The 25301-nt window shown below is 41.3% G+C and carries 23 protein-coding genes; 13 read left to right on the forward strand and 10 right to left on the reverse strand.

Translation table 11 applies throughout. The features are described from left to right. Positions 1 to 8: 8 nt before the first annotated feature. The 5 genes from AC0SAP_RS04490 to hfq all read right to left on the reverse strand — a co-directional run bounded on the left by AC0SAP_RS04490 (position 9) and on the right by hfq (position 5379). Positions 9 to 1301, reverse strand: coding sequence for an adenylosuccinate synthase (locus AC0SAP_RS04490; protein WP_109236002.1), 1293 nt, complete (start codon positions 1299 to 1301; stop codon positions 9 to 11). 93 nt (positions 1302 to 1394) lie between these two features. After that, entirely contained in the window at positions 1395 to 2453 is a 1059-nt protein-coding gene (hflC, locus tag AC0SAP_RS04495) for a protease modulator HflC (protein WP_473383149.1), read from the reverse strand. A 15-nt stretch (positions 2454 to 2468) separates the two neighbouring features. Further along, positions 2469 to 3716 (reverse strand): FtsH protease activity modulator HflK, encoded by a 1248-nt coding sequence (gene hflK / locus AC0SAP_RS04500; RefSeq protein ID WP_094566763.1) that lies wholly within the window; start codon positions 3714 to 3716, stop codon positions 2469 to 2471. 80 nt (positions 3717 to 3796) lie between these two features. After that, positions 3797 to 5098 (reverse strand): ribosome rescue GTPase HflX, encoded by a 1302-nt coding sequence (gene hflX / locus AC0SAP_RS04505; RefSeq protein ID WP_473383151.1) that lies wholly within the window; start codon positions 5096 to 5098, stop codon positions 3797 to 3799. 26 nt (positions 5099 to 5124) lie between these two features. After that, on the reverse strand, positions 5125 to 5379 hold the full coding sequence (hfq, locus tag AC0SAP_RS04510; protein WP_094566761.1) for an RNA chaperone Hfq: 255 nt from the start codon (positions 5377 to 5379) through the stop codon (positions 5125 to 5127). A gap of 376 nt (positions 5380 to 5755) precedes the next feature. Between hfq and AC0SAP_RS04515 the strand changes: the two genes are divergently transcribed. The 11 genes from AC0SAP_RS04515 (at position 5756) to AC0SAP_RS04565 (ending at position 15376) form a co-directional block, all read left to right on the forward strand. Beyond that, on the forward strand, positions 5756 to 6556 hold the full coding sequence (locus tag AC0SAP_RS04515; RefSeq protein ID WP_473383152.1) for a Cof-type HAD-IIB family hydrolase: 801 nt from the start codon (positions 5756 to 5758) through the stop codon (positions 6554 to 6556). A 90-nt stretch (positions 6557 to 6646) separates the two neighbouring features. Next, a complete protein-coding gene (locus tag AC0SAP_RS04520) occupies positions 6647 to 7423 on the forward strand; it encodes a phosphatase PAP2 family protein (protein ID WP_473383154.1) in 777 nt (258 codons plus the stop codon). A 44-nt stretch (positions 7424 to 7467) separates the two neighbouring features. Next, entirely contained in the window at positions 7468 to 8232 is a 765-nt protein-coding gene (gene yaaA / locus AC0SAP_RS04525; RefSeq protein WP_094566758.1) for a peroxide stress protein YaaA, read from the forward strand. A 153-nt stretch (positions 8233 to 8385) separates the two neighbouring features. Next, complete coding sequence (gene orn / locus AC0SAP_RS04530; RefSeq protein ID WP_473383156.1) at positions 8386 to 8925, forward strand: oligoribonuclease; 540 nt, start codon at positions 8386 to 8388, stop codon at positions 8923 to 8925. Positions 8926 to 9001: 76 nt separating this feature from the next. Next, positions 9002 to 9487 carry a phosphatidylglycerophosphatase A family protein gene (locus AC0SAP_RS04535; protein WP_473383157.1) on the forward strand — a complete coding sequence of 162 codons (486 nt, stop codon included), beginning with the start codon at positions 9002 to 9004 and terminating at the stop codon, positions 9485 to 9487. Positions 9488 to 9709: 222 nt separating this feature from the next. Continuing rightward, a complete protein-coding gene (locus AC0SAP_RS04540; RefSeq protein ID WP_473383158.1) occupies positions 9710 to 10321 on the forward strand; it encodes a thermonuclease family protein in 612 nt (203 codons plus the stop codon). Between the two features lie 409 nt (positions 10322 to 10730). Beyond that, positions 10731 to 11837, forward strand: a complete 1107-nt coding sequence (locus tag AC0SAP_RS04545) for an MlaE family ABC transporter permease (protein ID WP_473383160.1) — start codon at positions 10731 to 10733, stop codon at positions 11835 to 11837. Positions 11838 to 11849: 12 nt separating this feature from the next. Next, a complete protein-coding gene (locus AC0SAP_RS04550; RefSeq protein WP_229821586.1) occupies positions 11850 to 12668 on the forward strand; it encodes an ABC transporter ATP-binding protein in 819 nt (272 codons plus the stop codon). Next, a complete protein-coding gene (locus AC0SAP_RS04555) occupies positions 12652 to 13575 on the forward strand; it encodes an MlaD family protein (RefSeq protein WP_473383161.1) in 924 nt (307 codons plus the stop codon). Before AC0SAP_RS04550 ends, AC0SAP_RS04555 begins: the two co-directional genes overlap by 17 nt. A gap of 121 nt (positions 13576 to 13696) precedes the next feature. After that, a complete protein-coding gene (locus AC0SAP_RS04560; RefSeq protein ID WP_473383162.1) occupies positions 13697 to 14296 on the forward strand; it encodes an ABC-type transport auxiliary lipoprotein family protein in 600 nt (199 codons plus the stop codon). 138 nt (positions 14297 to 14434) lie between these two features. Further along, positions 14435 to 15376, forward strand: a complete 942-nt coding sequence (locus AC0SAP_RS04565; protein WP_473383164.1) for an NUDIX hydrolase — start codon at positions 14435 to 14437, stop codon at positions 15374 to 15376. 134 nt (positions 15377 to 15510) lie between these two features. Here AC0SAP_RS04565 and cls read toward each other — a convergent pair whose 3' ends face one another. Then, positions 15511 to 16995 (reverse strand): cardiolipin synthase, encoded by a 1485-nt coding sequence (cls, locus tag AC0SAP_RS04570; RefSeq protein WP_473383165.1) that lies wholly within the window; start codon positions 16993 to 16995, stop codon positions 15511 to 15513. A gap of 217 nt (positions 16996 to 17212) precedes the next feature. On the opposite strand from cls, the gene AC0SAP_RS04575 reads away from it, so the two are divergent. After that, the gene (locus AC0SAP_RS04575) at positions 17213 to 18127 is read left to right on the forward strand and encodes an adenylyltransferase/cytidyltransferase family protein (protein WP_473383167.1); all 915 of its coding nucleotides are present in this window, start codon (positions 17213 to 17215) and stop codon (positions 18125 to 18127) included. Positions 18128 to 18404: 277 nt separating this feature from the next. Beyond that, positions 18405 to 19916, forward strand: a complete 1512-nt coding sequence (gene ilvA, locus AC0SAP_RS04580; RefSeq protein ID WP_473383168.1) for a threonine ammonia-lyase, biosynthetic — start codon at positions 18405 to 18407, stop codon at positions 19914 to 19916. A gap of 238 nt (positions 19917 to 20154) precedes the next feature. Here ilvA and ispH read toward each other — a convergent pair whose 3' ends face one another. From ispH to ileS, 4 genes are all read right to left on the reverse strand, one after another. Continuing rightward, complete coding sequence (gene ispH, locus AC0SAP_RS04585; RefSeq protein ID WP_473383169.1) at positions 20155 to 21120, reverse strand: 4-hydroxy-3-methylbut-2-enyl diphosphate reductase; 966 nt, start codon at positions 21118 to 21120, stop codon at positions 20155 to 20157. Continuing rightward, positions 21113 to 21769: a beta-class carbonic anhydrase gene (locus tag AC0SAP_RS04590; RefSeq protein WP_109236019.1), complete on the reverse strand. Its 657-nt coding sequence runs from the start codon at positions 21767 to 21769 to the stop codon at positions 21113 to 21115. The genes ispH and AC0SAP_RS04590 overlap by 8 nt, the downstream gene beginning before the upstream one ends. A 168-nt stretch (positions 21770 to 21937) precedes the next feature. Next, positions 21938 to 22459, reverse strand: a complete 522-nt coding sequence (gene lspA / locus AC0SAP_RS04595; protein ID WP_109236020.1) for a signal peptidase II — start codon at positions 22457 to 22459, stop codon at positions 21938 to 21940. Beyond that, positions 22452 to 25232 carry an isoleucine--tRNA ligase gene (gene ileS, locus AC0SAP_RS04600; RefSeq protein ID WP_473383241.1) on the reverse strand — a complete coding sequence of 927 codons (2781 nt, stop codon included), beginning with the start codon at positions 25230 to 25232 and terminating at the stop codon, positions 22452 to 22454. Before ileS ends, lspA begins: the two co-directional genes overlap by 8 nt. Positions 25233 to 25301 lie beyond the last annotated feature (69 nt).

Genomic DNA, 25301 nt, shown 5'->3' on the forward strand with positions numbered 1-25301 from the left:
ACCTTCTACTAATCGAAAGGGTCTCTTAAAACTAATGTCTCATTACGATCAGGGCCTGTTGAGATAATATCAACCGGTACCTTCACAAGCTCTTCAAGACGCTTAATGTAATTCTGCGCAGCGATCGGAAGTGCATCAAAACTCATGACACCAACTGTACTTTCTGACCAACCCGGCATTGTTTCATAGATAGGCTCACAACGAGCAAAGTTTTCAGCACCATAAGGAGGATAGTCAACTACTTCACCATCTAACTTATAACCGGTACAGATCTTCACCTCTTCCATGCCATCTAACACATCAAGTTTCGTTAAACAGATACCTGATAAGCTATTGATATCGATTGAGCGTTTTAAAACAGGAACATCAAACCATCCGCAACGACGCGCACGACCGGTCACTGAACCAAATTCATGACCACGTTTTGCTAAGCCTTGCCCAATTTCACATGTTAATTCTGTTGGGAATGGCCCAGAGCCAACGCGCGTGACATATGCTTTTACAATACCTAAAACATAGTCTAACGCTAAAGGACCGACACCTGACCCTGTTGCCGCGCCACCTGCTGATGTATTGCTTGAAGTCACAAAAGGATAAGTTCCATGATCGATATCTAAGAATGTTCCTTGCGCTCCTTCAAACATCACCTTAGCTCCACGATCTCTTAACTTTTTAAGCTCATAAGAGACATCGGTCACTAATGGAAGAAGACGTTTTGCAAGCTCCATTGTGTCATTAAATACTTTATCTACAGAGAGTGCTTCTTTACCAAGATAGTTAACTAACACAAAGTTATGGTACTCCATAACACTCTCAAGTTTTTGACGGAAAACTTCAGGATAGAAGAGATCAGCAACACGTACCGCTCGTCGAGCAACCTTATCTTCATAGGTAGGACCGATACCTCTTCCTGTTGTACCAATCTTATTTTTACCCAACTTCTCTTCACGAGCCTGATCGATCGCAACATGATATGGCATCACTAAAGGGCAAGCTTCTGAGATCTTTAGACGCTCATCGACATTGATGCCACGACTTAATAGTTCATCCATCTCACTTAAGAGTGCCTCTGGAGAGAGCACCACACCATTACCGATATAACAGGTAACATGTTCACGCAAAATTCCAGATGGAATTAGACGTAAAACTGTCTTCTCGCCATCGATAACAAGAGTATGCCCGGCATTATGCCCCCCTTGAAATCGAACAACAGCTTCTGCTTTATCTGTTAAGAGGTCAACGATCTTTCCTTTACCTTCGTCGCCCCATTGCGTCCCGATAATAACAACATTATTACCCATTATAAGTTTTCCTCATGAAAATGAATCTAGCGCAGAGCGCTTTTAAATTGATACAAATAGACAGCTTGAACAACACTCACTACTTGCTGTTTATTACTGTTTCTGCTGAAAGTGTTTAAAGAAATCACTCTCTGGATCGAGGATTAAGAGATCCCCATCATTCTGAAAGGCATTTTTATATGCTTCTAAGCTACGATAGAAAGAGTAGAAGTCAGGATCTTGACCATACGCTTTTCCATAAATTGTCGCCGCTTCTGCATCTCCTTCCCCGCGAATCTTCTCTGCCTCTTCATAAGCGGTTGCTAAGAGAATCGTTCGATTACTATCTGCTTCTGCAACTTTTTCGATATAGGCAGCTTCCCCTTTAGAACGCAATTCCGTTGCTACGCGCTCACGCTCTGTTCTCATTCGCTTAAAGACGTTATCGGTCACATCATCAGGGAGCTCTACACCATTAATACGAACATCGATAATCTCAACACCATACTCTTTCGCTTCTACAGAGAGCGCGACTAAAATCGTCCGCTCAATCTCTTGACGAACTGTATTATTGAGATCAACTTCTTGCCCTGCAATAACCGGAACAACATTCTCTTTACTGCGAATAACGATATCGACATCTTCAGAATGAATCTCTTCTAATGTCTTAGGATCTAAAGAGAGCGCATCACTCGGCTTATCAACGACAATCACCTTTGAAGTATCGTCGTCATATTTACTTCCTTTAGAGGTAACATTACCACCGACAACTGTCTGAACATCACGCTTACCGAAAGCTGCTCTAAAGTTATTCTTCACAATAGGCTCAAAAAGGCGGTTAAAGATACCGGGATTACCCGATACTTTCTGATAATAGACCTCAGGATCGATGACACGCCATTTTATAAAGGTATCAACAATCAAATTCTTCTTCTCAGAAGTTAAGAAAGGTTCTGGTGGCGTATCTAATGTCTGAATTCTGCCATCAAAGACTCTTACATTATCGATAAAGGGTAATTTGAAATAGATACCGGGTTCATCATAGACGGCAACGATACGCCCAAAACGGAGTTGAAGACCTTTCTCCCACTCTTTAACAATCACTAAAGATGTGCTTAAGAGAAGCAGTACAATAATGACGATTGGTAAAACGATGCGAGTTACAATTCTCATTTTCTCTCTCCTCTCTTAACGAGTGAAACGCGCACGACTTCTCTGATCGTTCACATTGTTATTATTGGGTTGATTTTGAATAATGCTCTCTGGTGTCGGTGTTGTCTCTTTGACTTCGATTGTCACCGCACCCTCTCTCTTCTCAGTCTTACTCAATCCTGAGTTTGTTGTAGAGCCTGTCATCTTATCGAGTGGCAACATCATTAAGTTATTACTATCTGACCCCATATAGAGTTTATTACTGTTTTGTAATACTTCTTCCATATTTTCAAGATAGAGACGCTCTCTAGTCACCTCTGGCGCTACAGCATATGCTGAGTAGAGGCGATTAAAACGCTCTGCCTCCCCGCGTGCTTGTGCGATTTTACTCTCACGATAAGCTTCTGCTTGGCGCAAAATTCTCTCCGCTTCCCCGCGAGCCTCTTCATGGACTTTACTCTGATAAGCATTCGCTTGGTTAATTCGACTCTGCTCATCTTCACGAGCACGAATCGCATCGGAGAAGGCATCTTGCACCGCTGCCGGCGCTTGCGCATCTTCTAAGTTCACGTTTGTAATCACAAGACCAATCTGATAGTTATCTAAGATACTTTGAGCAAGCTCTTTAACCTCTTGCATCAACTGCTCGCGACCATCTGTCAAGATATCATCTAGAGATGTTTGACCAACACGCTCACGGGTTGCACTATCGACAACCTCTTTTAATGTTTTATCGGGATCAACAGATGTAAACCAATATTGTGAAGGATCATCATTATTAATCTGATATTGAACCTCAACACTCACATCAACTAAGTTTTCATCCTTCGTTAACATCGCAGCACGACGATTTCCTTTAGCGGTAGAACCGATCTTTTGTGAAAATCGACGTTGAATATCGATGATGCGATGATCACCAATCGGATTAGGAAGACGCCATCTTAAACCAGGATCTTTAGTGGCATGATACTGACCTAAGAGTAGTTCGACCCCTTTTTGTCCCGCATCAATCGTATAGAAACCTGTTGCTAACCAACCACATAGAAGAACAGCACCACCTAAAGCGATATATTTACCATAACCGCCATGTCGATGACCGCCCATCCCTTTCTTACCACGAAATGCACCGCCTAACTTTTTAAAAATTTCGTCAAGATCGGGCCCAGCGCCATTTTTAGGTCGTTGATCATTCGGCTGATTATTCCCATGAGGACTACCTGATGAGCCACCTTGCTGGCTATCTTTAGGCTCTTGCCAAGCCATCTCTAAGTTATTTTTTTTCATTTAATCCCTTTGATTCCAGATCTTACCGAAACTGTTGAATACCAACTCGACAAGATACCAATTTTTTACGCTATTTGCACCTATAGATATTGTTCGAAATAGGGAGCTGCTTCTGGCTGCTCCTTCAATAGTCGCATAATTCGATATCGAGCAACATAGAGATCTAAAAGAAACTCACCATTTTTGCCAAACGCTTCCTCTTTAACTGCATCGAGCGCATAGAGCTCTGCTCTTAGTCGCCCTTCACTTGGGGGAAGCGTCAATCTCATTGAGAGATGCTCTTTCTGAAAGTGGGAAGCGATTCCCTCTAAAAGTAGGTCGATGCCAATATCTTTAGCTGCTGAAATCCAAACAGCTTTAACAACGCCCTCTTCTGACATCTCATTATGGGGCTCGATCTCAGGTTTAAGATCGATCTTATTAAAGACCTGTAATCGCGGTACTGCTTCTGCACCGATCTGCTCTAAAACAGCAGTCACCTCTCGCATCTTTAGATCTCTCTCTGGATCTGCAACATCGATCACCTCGAGAAGAAGATCCGCTTCAACAGCTTCCTGCAAAGTTGATTTAAACGCTTCTACAAGATCATGAGGAAGTTTAGAGATAAACCCAACGGTATCAACTAAAACTGCTCTGCCAACAAACTCAATATCCAACGCTCTATGAGTCGGATCGAGTGTTGCAAAGAGTTGATCTTGCACATAGACGCCAGCGGCAGTTAATCGATTGAAAAGAGAAGATTTGCCGGCATTGGTATAACCGACTAATGCGATTGTAGGAACCTCGTTACGTTCCCGAGAGATACGTCCCTGCGCACGCATCTTTGTCACGGTCTCAAGACGTTTTTTAAGCTGCCGAATACGATCACTAATAACGCGCCGATCCATCTCAAGCCGGGTCTCCCCTGGCCCTCGAAGTCCTACAGCACCCCCTCTTTGTTGCGAGAGATTAGTATGCTTTCGTACTAAACGTGTCGATAATCGGGTTAATTGTGCCAATTCAACCTGTAACTTTCCTTCAAAGCTTTGAGCTCTTTGGGCAAAGATATCGAGAATTAAGCCAGTCCGGTCAACCACACGAACACCGCATAACTCTTCTAAGTTGCGGTTTTGACTAGGCGTTAAATCATGGTTAATTAATACAACATTAGCATCGCTCTGCTCTACGGCTATACGTACTTCATCTGCTTTGCCGGTTCCTAAAAAATATTTATGATGAGGGGTTTGCCGAGTTCCTGTAATACAGGAGAGGATCTCAACACCTGCAGATGTCACTAACTCCTTAAACTCTGCAAGATCCCCCTCTTCACTTTCAGGCATCTCTAAAGAGACGATGATTGCTCTGTCATCTTCGTGACTAAATTGCTCTACTATATGATTCATTAATAAAGGATGGACCCTTACCTCTGCTATTCAGCAATAGGAGCGTCAACTTCTCCTACCACTTCACTGCTTAAATTAACATTTCTCGCAGGAACGATTGTAGACACCGCATGCTTATAGATCATTTGACTGACATTTGATCTTAATAGAATGACAAATTGGTCGAAGGATTCAATCTGTCCTTGCAACTTAATGCCATTGATTAAAAAGATAGATACCGGAACACGCTCTTTACGAAGCAAGTTCAGGAACGGGTCTTGAAGGGATTGCATTTTTGCCATTTTAGTTCTCACTTTTTTAGTTCTTATCGTCGTTATATGATGAGTTCTCTATTTTATCAGAGCTCCTCGCTACAAGAAACCGACTCTATAGTAACACGAAGCCTGCTACCGACTAGTATCGATCGGCTTTATTACCGCCTTATTATAATCTATTTAGCACTAAAATGAGAAATTAGTTTCAAGTATATAGCGATAATATCGATCATTAAAAGCCCAACTTAAAAGCGCTATTAATCGATTTAGATCAAGATTTAGATCTAAGATGAAATGAAAAGGGATAAAAGAGATCATCTGATCACCGCTTGTCGCCTTCACGCTATCACTCTATACTCTACAAGTTCTCTCCTATGCATTTCACTCGACAAAAGGATCTTTCATGAGCTTTAAAGCGATTTTTCTAGACCTTGATGGCACAAGTCTTAATAACAACAATGCACTCTCCCCGGCACTTCAGGAGATTCTTGTGACACTGAAATCGAAAGGGATTCAGATCATCTTCAGTACAGGGAGAAGTTTTGCCGGGAGCCTACCTTTTGCAAAGGCCATTGGTGGAACAGAATATATCATTAACTACAATGGCGCTCGCGTCTTTGACTTTAAAAGAGATGCTGTTCTACATGAGGCAACATTACCAAAGCCTGTCTTAAAGCAAGTTTTCAACTTCTCTAATGAGTATCGATACCCCCCCATCTTCTACCACAACAATATTATCTACACCAAAGATGGTATTCCCCACCATTACACTTGCCCCGGCGAACGATTTGAGGTTCTTTGCCCTAATCACGATTGGGTCAATGAGACATTAACAAAGGCGCTCTTTGTCTTACCAGAAGAGGAGCTGCACGATCATCTCTCAATCGCCTATGATTTCTTTGATGGCGCTTCAGTTTCAACCTCATCATCAACCTATCTCGAGGTGATGCCGCTTGGGATCAATAAAGCAGTCGGGGCACAATATGTCTTAGAGGCACTCAATATCGACCCACAACATTGCATCGCTTTTGGTGATCAACTCAATGACCGAGAGCTACTCTCACTGGTGGCGCACCCTTTTATTATGGGTAATGCAACAGAACCGTTAAAAGCACAGTTTCCCGATCGAATCATCGCTAAAAACATTGAAGATGGCGTAGCACGGCAACTTGACCAGCTCTTTGGGCTCCACTATTTTCGCTGATACTGCCCTTGGCTCATCACGACAAGGTTCTCCTTCAGTAAGAAATTGATTTATAATCAATCACCACTAACACCTGATTATCAACTATTTATGATGAACACCTATAAAACCCTATTTCGTAATCTCTCTTTTGTTTTTATCGCACTACTGCTTATCCCGCTTTTAGCTTGGATTCTAGGCTGGCACTGGTCTCCACTTCACAGCTATACGGCGATAGATGCAATCCTCTTTATCGTAACTGAATCTGGTTCTGCCCCCTATTTTGCACTACTAACATCGCTTGTTCTGGCTATCTGGCTAAGTATGCGTTGTAAAAAATTACAGCATCACTGGGTTATTATCTTTTTAAGTGTCTTTTTGCTACAAGGCAGCACACAGATCATTAAAAGTACAATTAAAGTTCTCTGGGAAGAGCCTCGCCCCTACATGAGTTATGTCGTCGATCAAGGAGTTGATATTGAGTCATTTTATGAGCTTCCTCGCAAAGAGCGCGGCACAATTGTTGCCAACGCAATTAAGGATGATCCTATAACCCCCAACTGGTTAAAATCTCACTGGCAAGCGGAAACAGGTTACTCATTCCCTTCAGGACATACGATTTTTGCGGTGATGTGGGCCTTTATTATTGTCGGTTTTATGACCCGGGAAAAAGATCCTAAAACAGCGGTCGCGATTGTTATTATGACTCTCTGGGCTGGGTTAATGATGATTAGTCGATTACGACTTGGGATGCATTTCCCTATCGATCTTTTTGTCAGCACAATCATCGCTTACATCGTCGCCTTAATTTTCTTTTATTTTTTAGCAAAAAGAGATACTCTGATGGAAAAGAGTGTAACGCAAACAGATGATAAAATTGATCATTAACTAAGATTAAGATAACAATTAAAACAACAATAAAGAGGATTACTATGCTGTTTTTACTTTCTCCTGCAAAGATGTTGGATGAACATACTCCACCGCCGATTACAAGTCTTGAGCAACCTGAGTTACTTCAAGATTCACAGGCTCTTATTGATATTCTTCGCCAATACTCAACGGAAGAGATTCAGAGTCTTATGAAAGTATCTGAGCGAATTGCAGAGCAGAATGTAGAGCGCTTTAGAGACTTTGAGGTTCCATTTACCTCACAAAATGCAAAACCCGCACTCTATCTCTTCAATGGCGATGTCTATCAAGGGCTCTCTGCATACGATCTACCTGAAAATTGTGTCAATTTTCTCAATCGTCACTTAGCGATTTTATCGGGTCTTTATGGTGCTATTCGCCCCTTAGATCTTATCGCCCCTTACCGCTTAGAGATGGGAACGGCGCTTCCTAATCCACGTGGAAAAAATCTCTACGAATTCTGGGGAGATCTCGTCACAGAATATCTCAATAGACGCATTGATGAGATCGATGCAAAAGTGGTTATCAACCTCGCTTCTAATGAGTACTTTAAAGCTGTTCGCCCTGAAAAGCTAAAAGCGCGTGTTGTCACCCCAATTTTTAAAGATTTTAGTAATGGCGAATATAAAGTAATTGGTGTTTATGCGAAAAAAGCGAGAGGTTTAATGACTCGCTTTGTCAGTGAAAACAATATTACAGATCTCCAAGAGCTAAAGAAATTTAATCTTGAAGGATACGCCTATAAACCTAATGATGTCACCGGCGAAATTGTCTTTATCCGAGGCTAAACTCCTTAAAGAATTCCAATAACTTTAGATAAACGAGGCAGAGTTCAAAATGAGACTCTGCCTTTTTAATTCTCCCGGCCCACTCTTTTCGGTATAATGCCCCTTTCCCACTCCACTATTCAATTACTTAAGATGCAAGATAGGAAGAAAAATATGCAATCTGAGAGCAATCTACTTTGGATCGATCTAGAGATGACCGGCCTTGATGAGGAGATTCACCACATTATTGAGATCGCCTCAATCATTACAGATAAAGATCTCAACTTCTTAGCAGAAGGCCCTAACCTTGCGATCTATCAACCTCAAGAGATTCTCGATCTCATGGATGATTGGTGTCAAACCACACATGGCAATTCAGGCTTAATCAAGCGAATTAAAGAGAGCGATGTCACAGTAACTGATGCAATGAATGCGACACTTCAGTTTGCCTCGCAATGGATTCCTGCCGGGAAATCCCCCCTTTGCGGTAACAGTATTGGTACCGATCGACGCTTTCTAAAAAAATATATGCCGGAACTCGATCAATTTTGCCACTATCGTAATATCGATGTCAGCTCATTTAAAGAAGTTGTTAAACGTTGGTATTCTAATCCTCTTAGTTACGAGAAGAAGAATACCCATCTTGCACTTGATGATATTCATGAATCGATCAATGAGTTAAAATTTATTCGTGAACATTACTTTGTTAAATAACCCATTAGGTATCAATAGCAGATAGAAGCGTTGCAGAGACAGACTATCATTCCCATTCCTCAGAAGGAGGTTTCAAATGAATCCCAAAATCACTATCAAAACTCCCTGGCAATTTTTAGCTTCTGGGTTTGGTGCCGGCCTCTCCCCAATCGCCCCTGGGACAATGGGAACTTTAATGGCTATCCCCTTCTGGATTATCTTCTCATTAACCCTCTCACTACCATTTTATCTTCTAATGCTTCTTCTGACGAGCATTGCCGGCATCATTATCTGCCAAAAAGCAAGCGATGAACTAGGAGTCCACGACCATGGTGGCATTGTCTGGGATGAGTTTGTGGGTTTTTGGATCACCATGATTGCCGCACCACTCTCATGGAGTACCATTATCTTGGGATTCCTCCTCTTCCGTTTCTTTGATATTTTAAAACCTTGGCCCATCAAAATTGCAGATCAGCGCGTATCTGGAGGATTTGGCATTATGCTCGATGACATGATTGCCGGCCTCTTTGCCTTTATCTCTCTCCAGCTGATTTTACACTGGATCTTCCCGCTTCTAATATAGAGTCATATAAAATCGATAAAGCTAGCTAAATTTCAGCCTAATGATTTAAAACGACTTTATAAAACGAGCTCATAAAACAGTTTCATTTGGAAGAATGCTTTTCTAAGCACCTCACAAACATTTAATAAGAGAGCATCACTCGAAACTAAACAATCAAACTATTAATCTATTAATATGGAATACCGATACTCAAAAGCCATTAAATATTATTTAAAAAACTTATTGAGTAAAATAAAGCGAGAACAGAAAGGGAAAATAATTGTCGCGTTTCTCTTTATGGCGATCTTTGCTAGCTCTTTTTTTCTCGAAAGACCACACCCACTAAAAAGTAGCCAAGGGTATACTCAAGAGCAGTCTCAGCTCGACAAGGGCTATCAATGCCCCTGCAAAATTAATCATATTAGTGATGGTGATTCAATCACAGCGATCTGCCCTGCAAGTTGCTCTTCTACAGGAAAAGCGAGTGGCAAGTGGCATAAGTTAAGGGTGAGAATCTGGGGAATGGATGCACCAGAAATGGGGCAAAAACCTTGGGGAGATCGCGCTAAAAAGGCATTGATAAATCTTCTTCCTAAAGAGAAAAATGGTATCATTACTCTGAAAATTAGAGATCGAGATCATTACCAACGTTATGTCGCACAGCTCTTTTACAACCAAAAAGATATTGGACTTGAGATGGTCCGATTAGGGGAGGCGGTTGTTTATCGGCAGTATAATAATGACCCTCAATATTATAGAGCAGAAGAGGAGGCGAAAGCAGCAAAACGGGGGATCTGGTCACAAGCAGGACATCAGCAAGATCCTGCCGCATGGCGAAAAGTTAATCCTCGCTAATCCCTGTTATTCCACGTACAATATTGAACCGCCATCAAGATTTGAATATAAATTTTGATAAGAATCATGATCAAGAAGTGCAATAAGCACTTTTCATAGTTATATTTTTCATAGTTATTCTTCATACTATTTTCTATAATATTTTAAGTGATAAAATTTTCAATAGAGATATTTAAATAGAAATCTTGATGAATGAAGTTTTGATAATTTGAATAATTTGAATAGCTGACTAATTGAGCAACTGAATAATTCAACAGTCAAATAGTTGAACAATCAAATAGTTGAATAGTCGAATAATCAAATTGATAACGAATCAATATGGCATCGATAATGATCAAGCGATATTGACCAATCGATAGTGATCAATATTTACTGATACTTTTATATCCGTTACTAATGAGCAAACAGAATGATAACGATTGATAACAATACAATCATAATTGATGGGCAGTGGACGCTATCTAATCTGCGAGAGATACAGCTCGCATCAGATAAGATTCAACCACAAATTGCTACCCTAAAAGATGTAACGATCGATGGATCCAAATTGAGCCAAATCGATACCACCGGATGCCAAGAGCTCTATATTGCTCTTAAAAGCCTCCCGAAAGAGAGTAAGATCGATTATCAAGGATTTGAAAAGAAACAGCTCGATCTCTACCTCTACATTAAATCTCGTATTGAAGATGCCGGCATTCAACTGGCTGCTCCCGATAATCGTAATAGTTTCACCAAACGAGTCGGAATGTTTACCATCTATCTTCTCGATGAGATCCAGAAATTTATCGAATTTATTGGGGAGATTTCTGTCATTGCGACACAACGCGCTTTCACGCCTTGGAAAATTAGATGGAGTGCCTTCTGGGCGAATATCCAGAGTGCAGGAGTTATGGCGCTTCCGATTATTGGTCTACTTAACTTCTTAATCGGGGCTGTTATCTCCTATCAAGCAGGGAGTCTTCTACAGATGTTTGGCGCTAGTATCTATATTGTCGATTTCTCTGCTGTCGCAATTTTACGTGTTTTAGGTCCTCTCTTAACGGCGATCATTATCGCCGGACGAACGGGGGCTGCCTATGCCGCACAGATCGGGACCATGGTGGTCAATGAAGAGGTGGATGCGCTAGAGACGATCGGTATCAATCGCTATGACCAACTCGTTCTGCCCAAAATGTATGCGCTTGCTGTTTCACTACCCCTGTTGACACTCTTTGCCGATATGATGGCAATCTTTGGCAGTATGTGTTTAGCGGCAATCTATCTCGATATCTCTTTTGGTGAGTTTATCACAGCGATCCCCAATGCCGTTACCTGGCGCTCGCTCTTAGTAGGCATTATCCAAGCTCCTGTTTTTGCAATAGTGATTACTCTTGTGGGATGCTATCAAGGATTCCAAGTAGAAGGGGGGGCTGACAGTGTCGGACAACAGACAACGAAGGCAGTTGTACAATCTATCTTCTACGTCATTGTCATCGTCGCGCTCTTCTCAATCTTAATGCGCAATGTCGGCTTATAGGGAGATCGATCGATGAGTGAAGTTAAAATTGCTATGCCGCAATCTCAAGCGGTGAATAATGATGATGTGATTCGTGTAGAACATATCTATAACAGCTTCGGAACCCATTCTGTTCATGAAGATCTCAATATGACGGTAAAAAGGGGAGAACTTGTTGCACTTGTAGGCGGATCGGGCTCTGGAAAGACAACCCTGCTCCGTTGCATCATTATGCTGCAGAAACCCACAAAGGGGCAGGTATACCTCTTTAATCAACCCGTTTGGGGATCAACCCATAAAGAGGCGCAAAAATTACGTCAAACCTTTGGTATGCTCTTTCAGGGCGGGGCTCTTTTTAGCTCGCTAACCGTGCTAGAAAACATTATGGTGCCACTACAAGAACATACGAAGCTCAGTCGTAAAGAGATGGAAGAAGTGGCGATGCTAAAGCTCACCTTATCTGGATTGAAACCTCAAGCAGCCAATCTGCTCCCCAAAGATCTCTCGGGCGGTATGATTAAACGCGCAAGTTTAGCAAGAGCCTTAGCACTTGATCCGGAACTACTCTTTTTAGATGAGCCAACGGCAGGGCTTGATCCTGTCTCTGCAGCTGAGTTTGATGATCTGATGCGTCAACTCAAAGAATCACTCAACCTAACCGTCGTTATGGTCACGCATGACTTAGATTCGATCTGGGCAATCTCAGATCAGGTCGCATTTTTAGGTGATAAAAAACTGATCGCCTATCAGCCCATTGCTGAACTGGTTAAAAATGATAATCCTTTAATTCAACACTATTTCCAAGGTCCACGTGGACGCACAGTTGGAGAGGCACATGGAACACAAATTTAATTACACTATTGTCGGCGCATTTGTTCTCGGATTTATCGCATGTCTTATTGCGCTCATTATTTGGCTGACAAATGGCTTTGAAAAGGTTAATACCATTGAGTATAAAGTTGTAACCAATGAATCGGTTGCAGGTCTTTCTGTCAACTCTCCTATCGATTATCGTGGCGTGAATGTGGGAAAAGTGAGTAAAATTGAACTTAACCACGAAGATCCTCGCTATGTGACGATCTTTCTCAATATCGATGTCGGAACGCCAATTAAAAAAGATACTAAGGCAGAGCTGATCAATCGCGGAATTACCGGCATCGTTAATGTTAGTTTAAGCGGAGGAACTCCTCAGGCGGGAGCACTTCTTCCCACTAAAGCAGATCCTATTCCCACAATTCAAAATGGTCCTTCGCTCGCTCGTCGTTTAGATGAAGCGCTCGATAATATAACCAAGTCGCTCACTGAGCTCTCGAAGAAGATGGGATCTATATTAACAACACAAAATATTGATAACTTCTCCAATATCTTAAACAACACCAATGCATTTACCGCAGATCTTGCCGGCATTGGTGGTAAAGTCAATACATTAACAGAGAAAGCGACAGATACAATCGATACAATTCAGCCGAAAGTAAAAGAGGCAGCAGCGGCTTTAGGTGAGTTTGCTAAACAGATTCAAGGCGCATCAAAACAACTTGAACAGACAACCGTTAATGTCAACAAAACATTAGATAGTGCTCAATCGACTTTAGGGACTTGGAATAACTTAGGAGAAGAGACCAATAGTAATCTTCAATCCATCTTGCCAACCTTAGAGAACGCACTCTACAACTTCTCTCTCTTTATGCAAGAGTTAGAAGCCTCACCTAACTCCTTAATCTTAGGTAAACCCAAACAGCAACCGGGGCCAGGTGAGTAGAATCATAGAATCGGTAGAAACACTTTCTACCGATCTACACCCTATCTAAATACCCTATCTAAATTTAACTTTAATTTTCGATCCGTTCCAAGGGCTTAAAGCCTCTATCAGGAGAATATTTATGAAGCGTTTGCAAAAACTTATCCTCTTTTTTGCTCTTCCCCTTATCATTGTGGGATGTGCATCTGCTCCCCCGAAGAAGAGCTTTACCTTAACGCCGGCAGAAAATAGTGTTAACACCGGCAATCGATCGCTCCCTTCACTTATGATCTCGCAAGTAAAATCTTTAGGTCGCCTCTCAACCGATATGACCTACAGTCGCTCACCGAATGAGATTGAGAGCTACACCAAAAGTGATTGGATTGCACCACCCGCACAATTGATTCAATCACTGATTGCTCAAGATTTAGAGAATCGCGCACTCTTCCAATATGTTGTTATGGCACCTAATAGTGTTAATGCTCAAAATCGTCTCGACATCACATTATTGGAGATGAATCAGATCTTTCCTAATGCCACTGAAAATCATGTTGTCTTAAAGCTTCAAGCACGCCTCATTAATAATCGTAATAACAAGATTATTAAGACCTTTACCTACAATATTACAGAACCGAGCAGAAGTTATGACGCAGAAGGAGGGGTTGCTGCATACAACAGTGCGTTACAGAAGATTGCCAACTCTCTTGCTACAGATATCACACAGACATTGCGTCGTTATTAGCTGCGATCGATCGAAAAATTTAATCTATTCCTAAGAATTCGATCTAAGAATTCGACCTAACAATTCAATCCAACAATAAAAAGAAAATAATAGTGAGAGGGCTTGGGCATTATTCAAGAAGTATTCTAAGGAATCTTCTTGAGATTTCTCTCCTTAATGCCCATTAGCTCTTCTCTTACCCCATCATTTAATATGCTCTCAAATCTCTTTAAATATCTCCCAAAACCCAATTTTTCTCTCTACTGGCCCCTCTATTTTCAAGAAGAGATTATCGGTTGGATACATCAAGATAATATCGACATTATTGCGAACTATCCGGAGCTCTTTCAGCTGAATCAAGAAACATCAACGGTCACCTTTACCTCCCAATTTATTTGCTCTACATTTGATGAGCGTAATGCGTTTCTTGCCAACTTTTCAGAAAATTTGCGCCTTGCCGGCATTATTACTAATTGGAGAGATGAGGCCTATGGAGTCTATCGCCGTAAAGAACGACTGCAAAATGCCCTCTTTACGATAGAACGTGGTGTGGCCCCTTTCTTAGGCTTTAGAGTATTTGGCGTTCATATCAATGGCTATGTTGAGGCTGAAAAGAGCGATCAAATCTCCCATATCTGGGTTGCTCAACGCTCTAAACTCAAACAGATTGAGCCTCATAAGCTCGATAATATTGCAGCAGGTGGTTTAAGTTATGGTGAAATTCCACTTGTAACTGCAAAGCGTGAAGCGATGGAAGAAGCCAATATCCCAGAAGCAGCAACAAAGGCGCTCTCCTTTGTTACCCCTTTTAACTATCTTACAGAGTACAATAAGAGTATTCGGGATGAATCGATCTTTATCTTTGATCTCCCCATCCCTCCCTCTTTTGAGCCCCAAATTAATGATGGTGAAGTGGAAGCATTTCATGCACTCACCTCGGAAGAGGTGATGGCGGCACTTCTCGATGGCGAAAAGTTTAAACCTAATAGTGGGTTAGTCACACTCCACTTTCTCCTTAGACATCAATTAACGCAGCTCTCCTCGACAGAACAGCAATATCTATCAAAACGATTAAATCTTTCGCCTTCCTCTTTGCTATAACAAGATCTGTTATAGCGAAATCTAGTTATTCTACTTATCCGAATTAGCCTAATTAGAGTAACTGTAATTGTTGCCTTGAAGCTTATAGCACTTGAGGTAGGCTAATAAGTAGTAGCTACTTAAAATCAGCAGAATTAGAGTAGAGATGACGCTAAATAGACCACTTTATCGGCAAAAACCTTATATTTAGGACGCTTCTCCCACTCTTCGAGAGTCACCTGAACAGAGCTCTCAAGATCCTCGTAATATTGTGCTGTCATCTTCTCAGCAAATTCTCGATCATACATTATGGCATTCACCTCAAAGTTGAGATCAAAGCTTCTAATATCCATATTCGCTGTTCCGATCATCGCTAAACTCCGATCATAAACACTCGTCTTCGCATGGATCAAGCCCTTTTGATAATGATAGATCTCAACGCCAGCACGTAATAGATCAAGATAGAGCGCTCGACTCGCCATTCGGACTAAGAGTGAATTGGTTCGCTCCGGCACTAAGAGTTTTACTTTTACCTGGCTTCTTGCCGCAATCTTTAGCATCGTTAAGATCTGCTCTGTTGGAATAAAGTAGGGAGTCGTAATAAGTACCTCTTTCTTCGCTAACGCAATTGCCTGAATGATCGAATTCATAATATAAGGCTCGGGGGAATCGGGCCCACTTGCCACAATTTGCACCGCTGTTTTACCCTGCTCTTCCCGTAAATCCACTGGGAAAAGTTGCTCATTAGGTTCAATCTTCTGCTTTGCACAGAAATTCCAATCTGATAAAAAAATATGTTGCAATGCGTAGCAACTATAACCTTCAAGACGCACATGCATATCTCGCAATATCGGCTTACCACTTCCCGGCACATTGATATAATCATCTCCGATATTGATTCCACCGACAAACCCTACGCGTCCATCAATCACAATGATTTTACGGTGGTTACGATAATTGACCCGATTAGCCCAGAAGATAAAGAGCAATTTTCTAAAAGCATAAACTTCGATGCCTGCATCTCGCATCTCTTGTGCAAATTGCCCTCGAATCTTTTTGCTGCCAAAGTCATCGTAGATAAAACGAACCTTAACACCCTCTTTCGCTTTTTGAATCAAGAGATCTTTAATCTGATTACCAATTCCATCATTTCGGACAATATAGTACTCAATATGAATGGTCTCTTTTGCCGCAGCGATCTCCTTTAAAACTTCCGGATACTTATTTTCCCCATTTTTTAAGAGCTTCACATCATTATTGAGGCTCATCCAATGAATATCTTCCGTTGAAACTGAGTGAGCTAATCGCTTAAATTGCTCAATAACAGGGTTATCGATTGCTTGAGGGTTATTCTCAATATGTTTGGTATATTCATAAATCTTATCTTTTAGATCATCATTATATTCAAGCTTTTTATCGTACATCGCCTTATTACGATAATTGACCCCTAATGAGAGATAGAGAATCACACCAAAAAGCGGTAAAAATACGATCAAAACGAGATAGCCCAATGTTTTACTGGCACTCGTATTATCCATAATAATTTTGACACATACCGCTAAAATAAAGACGATATAGAGCAACAGAGTAATAAGACTCCCTGCCCATAAAAAACTACCTGTTAAAATCGATGTTATCATGCAAATATTCTCTAAAAGAAAGCGGGAAATAGATCAATTCTCAAACCTATTAGGGAGAGTTATGATAGAGAATTGTCTCTCTATCATCGTCACATCTAAAGGCATGATATTATAGCATGTTCAACTTGTTATAAAATTACTATAATTTTTGATAATCCTTCCATTCACATAATCCTTCCATCATTATTAGATAATCCCTCTATCCCTTATAAAAAATATGAAAAAGATCGGTCTTATTGTCGGAAAATTCTACCCACTTCATCAAGGTCATATTAGTATGATTCTCTCTGCTAAGTTGATGGTGGATGAGCTTCACATCTTTGTCTGTAGCGAAACTGATCGGGATGAGGCCCTGTATCAAACAAGTGCTTTTACAACAGCGCCGACTATTAAAGATCGCCTCAATTGGGCAAAAGATTGCCTTAAAGGTATCCCCGGAATCTTTCTATATGATTTTAATGAGGATGGTATTCCCTCCTACCCCAATGGCTGGGAAGCTTGGAGCGACCGACTCAAATCTCATCTAAAAAAACTCAATATCAAACCCACCTTAATCTTTAGCAGTGAGCCTCAAGATAAGATGCATTATGAAGCGCTCTTTCAACTTCCGGTAACATTAATCGACCCCCCTCGAGATCTTTTCCCTATCTCGGCAACAGCCATTCGAGAGAATCCTATCGAAAATTGGCACTTTATTCCGACTATTATTCGCCCTTTCTTTCAACAAAGAATTCTTATTGAAAAAGAGCCCCTCTTAACGCCCTCTATTGTGACGCTCTTTGAGATGGTTGAACCCCTTGATGATGCTCAATGTTGGTCAAAGATCCAATTTATAGAGATAGAGATTCAGAAGATCCCAACAATACTAAAGCAAGCACAAAAAGAGCGACAATCGATCTCTTTAGCCGTTGGCTCGCAAGCTTTTATCACAGAAGTCAAAGAGCATGCTACTCACTACTTCAATGCGCCCATCTCTTCTCACATCTTCTCTTTCCCAACAACTTCAAGCGAATCGGCAATGAGTGCTCATATCTCCTCAATAATGCGGGAACAATTTAGAGAAGTTTGTCAATTTATCAATCATTTTATCAATACACCACAAATCCCCAATAAGATGCCAAAACCTAAATAGATATGGTACAAGAATAGTTTCAACTAAAACTTGATTCCTCAATCTTGCTAAGGCATTCTGTAATCTTAGTTTCTTTTTAAAGTCAAACGAAACTATAAGAGGGGATCCCAATAGGGGAGTAAGGAATATTAAAAGAGCGTTGAAAAGCGCTAAAAATATCGATCTTATCTTCCTAAGAGATCAGTCACGCTTCAGATAGAATTAATAGAGAGTTAGTCGATTTATTTTTATCTCTATACCATCTACCAAATCTAATAAGAACAAAGGTTACACACTCATGAATTCATTAATCCGGGATATTTTATCGGCCCGTGTCTACGATGTTGCAAAAAATACGCAATTGGACCATCTCTACCTTCTCAGCCAGCAATTAAAATGTGATATTTGGCTTAAAAGAGAAGATCTACAACCGATCTTCTCCTTCAAAATTAGAGGTGCATTTAATCGAATTTTCCAACTGAGTGATGAAGAGAAAGCAAAGGGAGTAGTCTGTGCCTCTGCCGGCAATCATGCTCAAGGAGTTGCGCTCAGTGGCCTCCACCTCAAGCTTGATACAACCATTGTCATGCCAACTTCCGCGCCGCTTCTTAAGGTGAATGCATGTCGTGAAATGGGCGCAAATGTAATTCTTCATGGCAATAACTTTGATGAGGCTTATGCCCACGCCCTCCACCTTTCAGAAATTGAGGGGAAGAGCTTTATTCATCCTTTCGATGATCTTGCCGTGATCTCAGGACAAGGAACAATCGGTAAAGAGATGCTCGATCAAAAACCGGTCCTCGATGCGATCTTTATCCCGGTTGGTGGTGGTGGCCTGATCGCCGGCGTTGCTGCTTATGTGAAATTTATTGCCCCTAATTGTAAAATTATTGGCGTAGAACCTGAAGAGTCAGCCTCAATGAAGGCCTCTTTAGAGAGTGGAAAGCGGATCAACCTACCACAAGTTGGGACTTTTGCCGATGGCACTGCGGTAAAACTAGTCGGAGAAAAGACCTTTGAACTTTGTCAAAAATATGTCGATGAGATCATTACTGTCTCAACTGATGAACTCTGTGCGGCGATGAAAGATATCTTTAACAATACACGCGCCCTAAGCGAGCCTTCTGGTGCTCTCAGTGTTGCCGGCATTAAAAAGTATCTCCAAGCCAATCCTCACACAGGATTTAAAAATGTTGCCGGCATTTTAAGTGGCGCTAATATCAATTTTGATCGATTAAGATATGTTGCCGAGAGAGCAGAGTTAGGGGAAAGAAATGAGGCGCTCATTGCCGTCAAAATTCCTGAATCGCCTGGCAGTTTCCAAAACTTTATCAACCTTATTGGCAAACGAAGCATCACTGAATTCAATTACCGCTATGGAAATCCCTCAGAAGCGGTGATCTTTGTAGGTTTACAACTGAGTCGTGGCGATGAAGAGAAACAGCAGATTTTAGAGAGACTTCAGAGCCATCAGTTAGATGTGGTCGATCTGAGTGATAATGAGATGGCAAAACTCCATATTCGCCATATGGTTGGTGGAAAAGCAGATGCAGAGAATGAGCGACTCTTCCGCTTTGAATTTCCTGAAAGACCTGGAGCTCTTTTACAATTTTTATCAATGCTTGCGGGACGATGGAATATTAGTCTTTTCCACTATCGCAATCATGGCTCAGATTATGGTCGCGTTCTTATCGGTATGCAGGTGCCTGAAAAAGATCTTCAGGATGGCTCTTTCCAATCATTCCTCGATGAATTAGGCTATCAATTTGAAGATGAGAATGAAAACCCTGCCTTCAAGCTCTTTCTTTAAATGGCAGTAAAAATGATTAATTACGATAGTTAACGACCATAATGAAGTGCGTTGTGAATAACTAGCCCAGCCTCACTCAATAAAAAACCGAAATCATTAGGAATGACAGCTCCAAAATGATTTCGGTTTTATGCTATTTAATATTTATAACCGAATACTTATAACCGCTCTTTGATTACAATTATTGCAGCTATTACAACTATTGCTACTATTACAATTACTACACTCTACTTTAGAATCAAGCCTTTGACTCATCCTCAGAAGGACGAAGAAGACGAGGTAGCGGAAAAACAATATTCTCCTCAATTCCCGGCATATTTCCTACTAATTGATAATCTCGCTTCTCTTGCAAAAAGGTAATCACCTCTTGCACTAAGATATCGGGCGCTGAGGCTCCGGCAGTAACGCCTATATTGAGATGCCCATCTAACCAATCGAGATCAATATCTGTTGCTCTGTCGATCAGATAACTTTTAGCACCCTCTTTTTCCGCAAGCTCCCGCAAGCGATTAGAGTTAGAACTATTCTTAGAGCCAACAACAAGAATCAGAGTGCAATTCTCTGCTAAAGTTTTGACTGCATCTTGACGATTTTGAGTTGCGTAACAGATATCACTCTTTTTAGGACCTTGAATCTCCGGAAAACGTTCCCGCAAACGATCAATAATTTGTGACGTGTCATCTAAAGAGAGCGTTGTCTGCGTTACATAAGCAATCTTTGAAGGATCTTTAACGATTAACTGATCAGCATCTTCTAAATCTTCAATAAGATGGATCTCCCCACCATATCGAGAATCAAACTGCCCCATTGTCCCAATCACCTCAGGATGTCCGGCATGACCTATCAATACAGTATCCATTGCATCTTTCGCAAAACGAGATACCTCTAAATGTACCTTCGTTACGAGAGGACAAGTTGCATCGAATACCTCAAGTCCGCGCTCTTTAGCATTATCTTGTACAGCTTTTGAAACGCCATGGGCAGAAAAGATAACAATCTTTCCATCTGGAACTTCATCAAGCTCATCTACAAAGATCGCACCACGATCTTTCAGGCTATCGACCACATATTTATTGTGAACAACCTCATGACGAACATAGATGGGAGCGCCAAAAAGATCGAGCGCTCGCTCAACAATGCTAATGGCACGATCCACACCCGCACAAAATCCACGGGGATTGGCTAAAAATATCTTCTTAGTCATTATTCTCTTCTACTAAATTACTATTATTTGCAGTATTACTCGCTGCACCACTAGGTGTTTCAAGGAGATTAACATTCTCGACATAACCATTAACAACGGTATGCAATTTTCCTGTTGTGGGGTGAATCACTAAACCATGAACCACAACTCGCCCCGGCATTAAAGGATGATTGCGAATCTGATCGACCGTATAACGAACGCTATCGCCAACATTATCAAACCCTCGCAACCAACCATCAAGATCAATACCGGCATTTCTCAATGTTGTAATTGTTCCATCTGTGATACCAAATTTACGGGCTTTGCCAAGAAGATGTTCTGGATCAAATCCCCGCATACCACAGTCAGTATGGCCAACCACCATAATCTCTTTAACATTAAACTCAAGTGCCGCCACTAAAAGACTGCGCATAACTGCACCCCAGGGATGGCTAATTAGCGCGCCGGCATTCTTAATAATCTTAGCATCCCCATTACGAATTCCCATTGCCTTAGGAAGAAGCTCCACAATTCGCGCATCCATACAGGTTAAAATTGCAATCTCTTTGTTGGGATACTTATCAGTACAGAGATGATCGTACTCTTTCGAGTCAACAAACTCACGGTTATGTTCTAAGATCTTCTCTAGTGTTGATTTATCATCTGCCATAGTTTTATCCTATCTACTAGCACCTTAACAGACCGTACTCACAAAGGAGTTACGGTAATACACTTCACTTCTTACTTCATCTATTAAGTGTCACACCCATCCAATCTCATTCACCACCACTTATTAGAGATGATGAATGACTGTTAGGGGTGACACTACTTTCAAGAATCAACGAATTGACTCATCCTCACGTTGCCGTCGCTTCTCCGTTAATGAGGAGAGAAGGATAAAGGCAACTCCTGTAGTAACAAAGATATCTGCGACATTAAAGATGGGAAAGTGCCAATCATTGAAATAGACATGAATAAAATCGACAACATGCCCTAAAACTACCCGATCAATAAGATTGCCAATTGCGCCCACTAATACAGCAGCTAAGCCAAATCTTAAAAGCTTTTCCGAAGATGAGGTACGCTTAATCCAAAAAAAGAGAATCAGAGAGATCACTACGGTAATAGCAACAAAAAACCATCTCTGCCAGCCTCCCTGATCTGCTAAAAAACTAAAAGCTGATCCAGGGTTATAGACTAATGTCCAACTGAGCCCCTTAAAGACGGGGATACTCTCCCCGTACAATAAGAGATGTTCCGCTGCATATTTTGTACCAAAGTCGAGTAGGACTCCGATAACCACAAAGATCATCCAGAAGTAGATATTAACTGGCTTCTCTTGATGAGCAGCTTTATGCATAATGACGATCTTCCCCTTCCGGTGATAGATTCTCAATACAGCGATCACAAAGAAGCGGATGTTCGCTATTTTTACCCACCTCTTCACGATGATGCCAACATCTTACACACTTCTGATAATCATCCCCTAATACTTCAACATCTACTGCAAAGCTTTCACCCTCTAAAGAGTGCTCTTCGAGCGATTCAGGCGCTTCAGAAAGAGGTTTAACATCAGCATATGAAGAGAGAAGAACAAAACGCAACTCATCTTCAAGACGTGCGATATCTGCCGCTAATGTATCACTTGCATAAATTGTAATCTTTGTCTGTAATGAAGAACCTACTCTACCTTCAGATCGTAATCCTTCGATCACTTTCGAAGCTTCTCCACGAATAGCTAATAGACGGTTCCAATATGCTGTATTGAATGGGTCTGATTCAGAGAGGGGCATCAATCCATCGTAAAATTCTGTTAAGAAGACAGACTCTAAACGCTCATTACCACGATCACGCATCGCTAACCAAACCTCTTCTGCAGTAAAGGTAAGGATCGGTGCCATCCAGCGAACTAGAGCTTCTAACACATGATAGAGCGCAGTTTGTGCTGAACGTCTCGCAATAGATTCTTTAGCTGCGGTATATTGACGATCTTTAATGATATCGAGATAGAAACTTCCTAAATCGATTGAACAGAAGTATTGTAATTTTTGATAGACATTATGGAAAGAGTAATCAAGATACGCTTCCTTAATCTCCTCTTGGATCTCTAAGGCTCTTGCAACAATCCAACGATCAAGAGGAAGCATCTCATCAAAGCTTAAACCATTCTTCTCAAGATCAAACTCATTAGTATTCGCTAAAAGGAAACGAACGGTATTACGAATACGGCGATAAGTTTCAGAAATTCTCTTTAAGATCTCATCTGATACCGGAATTTCTCCGCGATAATCTGTTGAGGAGACCCAAAGACGAAGAACATCTGCGCCCATTTTATCGATCACATCAGCTGGCTCAACACCATTACCTAAAGACTTAGACATCTTACGGCCTTTCGCGTCTACCGTAAATCCATGGGTCAATAATGCTCGATAAGGAGCAACACCATTAATTGCAACAGAGGTGATAATTGAAGAGTTAAACCAACCACGATGCTGATCCGATCCTTCGAGATAGAGATCTGCCGGATAGCTCAATTCAGGTCGACGCGCTAAAACGCTAAAATGTGTTGTTCCAGAGTCAAACCAGACATCTAATGTATCTCTATTTTTCTGATAGAGCGCTGCCTCTTCTGCAGGGAGATAATCTTCTACTTCTGCACTAAACCAAGCCTCTAATCCATCTTTACGAATTCTTGTCGCAACCTCTTCCATCAAGCGATCTGTCTCAGGATGTAACTCCCCTGTCTCTTTATGTAGGAAGAAAGGAATCGGAACCCCCCAATAGCGTTGACGAGAAATACACCAATCGCCACGGCCTTCGATCATGCCATAAAGACGCTCTCTACCCCATGTCGGGATAAATTGCACTTGATCAATTTCATCGAGAACCTCTTGACGTAATCCCTGTTTATCCATACTGATAAACCATTGAGGCGTTGCACGATAGATTGTAGGTGTTTTATGGCGCCAACAATGAGCATAGCTATGGGTGATCTTACCACTATGGATTAAGATTCCTTTATCTGTTAAGTATTGAATCATTTCAGGCTCAATACCACGAATATTTTGACCACCAAAATAGGGAACAGTTGCAATATAAGTACCATCACCTAATACAGGATTTTCAAATTCGATCCCATATTTAAGAGCAACAGCATAGTCCTCCTCACCATGAGCGGGGGCGGTATGAACAAATCCTGTCCCTGCATCTAATGTAACGTGATCTCCTAAAATCAATGGTACATTACGATCCGCTTCAATAGGATGCTTCACCATCAAATTCTCTAAAACCGCGCCTTCAAATTCTGCAATTATCGGTAATTGACAATCCCAACTCTTCTCAAGCTCTTCCACAAGATCTTTTGCCACAAGAAGTTGATCGCCAGACTTATCGACTAAAGCATAGATAAAATCTTTGTTCACAGAAACAGCCGCGTTACCAGGTAATGTCCAAGGAGTTGTTGTCCAGATAACAACAGAGACTTCGCCCTCTAATGGCTGACCAATCTTCTCCCCTAATAAGGCAACATCTACCACCGGGAATTTAACATCGATACTATAAGAGACCTTATCTGCATACTCTACTTCCGCTTCAGCCAAAGATGAGCCGCAATCGAGACACCAGTTAACAGGTCTAGCACCCTTCTCTAGATGACCTTTTTTAACGATCTCTTTTAATGCCAAAACAATATCAGCTTCCGCATCTTGATTCATCGTCAAATAAGGTTTCTCTTCATAAGAGAGCACACCCAAACGCTTAAAACCATCGGCTTGAATTGCAATTTGACTCTTTGCAAACTCGCGGCACTTAGCTCTAAACTCGGCAGGGGTCAATTTATCGCCCACTTTGCCATAACTCTTCTCAACAACTAATTCAATAGGAAGACCATGACAATCCCAACCTTGAACATAAGGAGAATCGAAACCTAATTGCCCTCTAGATTTAACAATAATATCTTTTAAGATCTTGTTAACTGCATGCCCTAAATGGATCGCACCATTTGCATAAGGAGGTCCATCATGAAGAATAAATTTCGGCTTTCCTTTGAAGATCTCCCGTTGTTTATGGTAGAGATCGATCTTATCCCAATACTCAATAAACTCAGGTTCCCGCTTTGGAAGATTCCCTCTCATCGCAAAATCTGTTTCCGGGAGATTTAAGGTATCCCGGTATATATTGTCATTCTTCTCTTCGATTCTTTT

The organism is Ignatzschineria sp. PL_is040 (assembly GCF_055813795.1).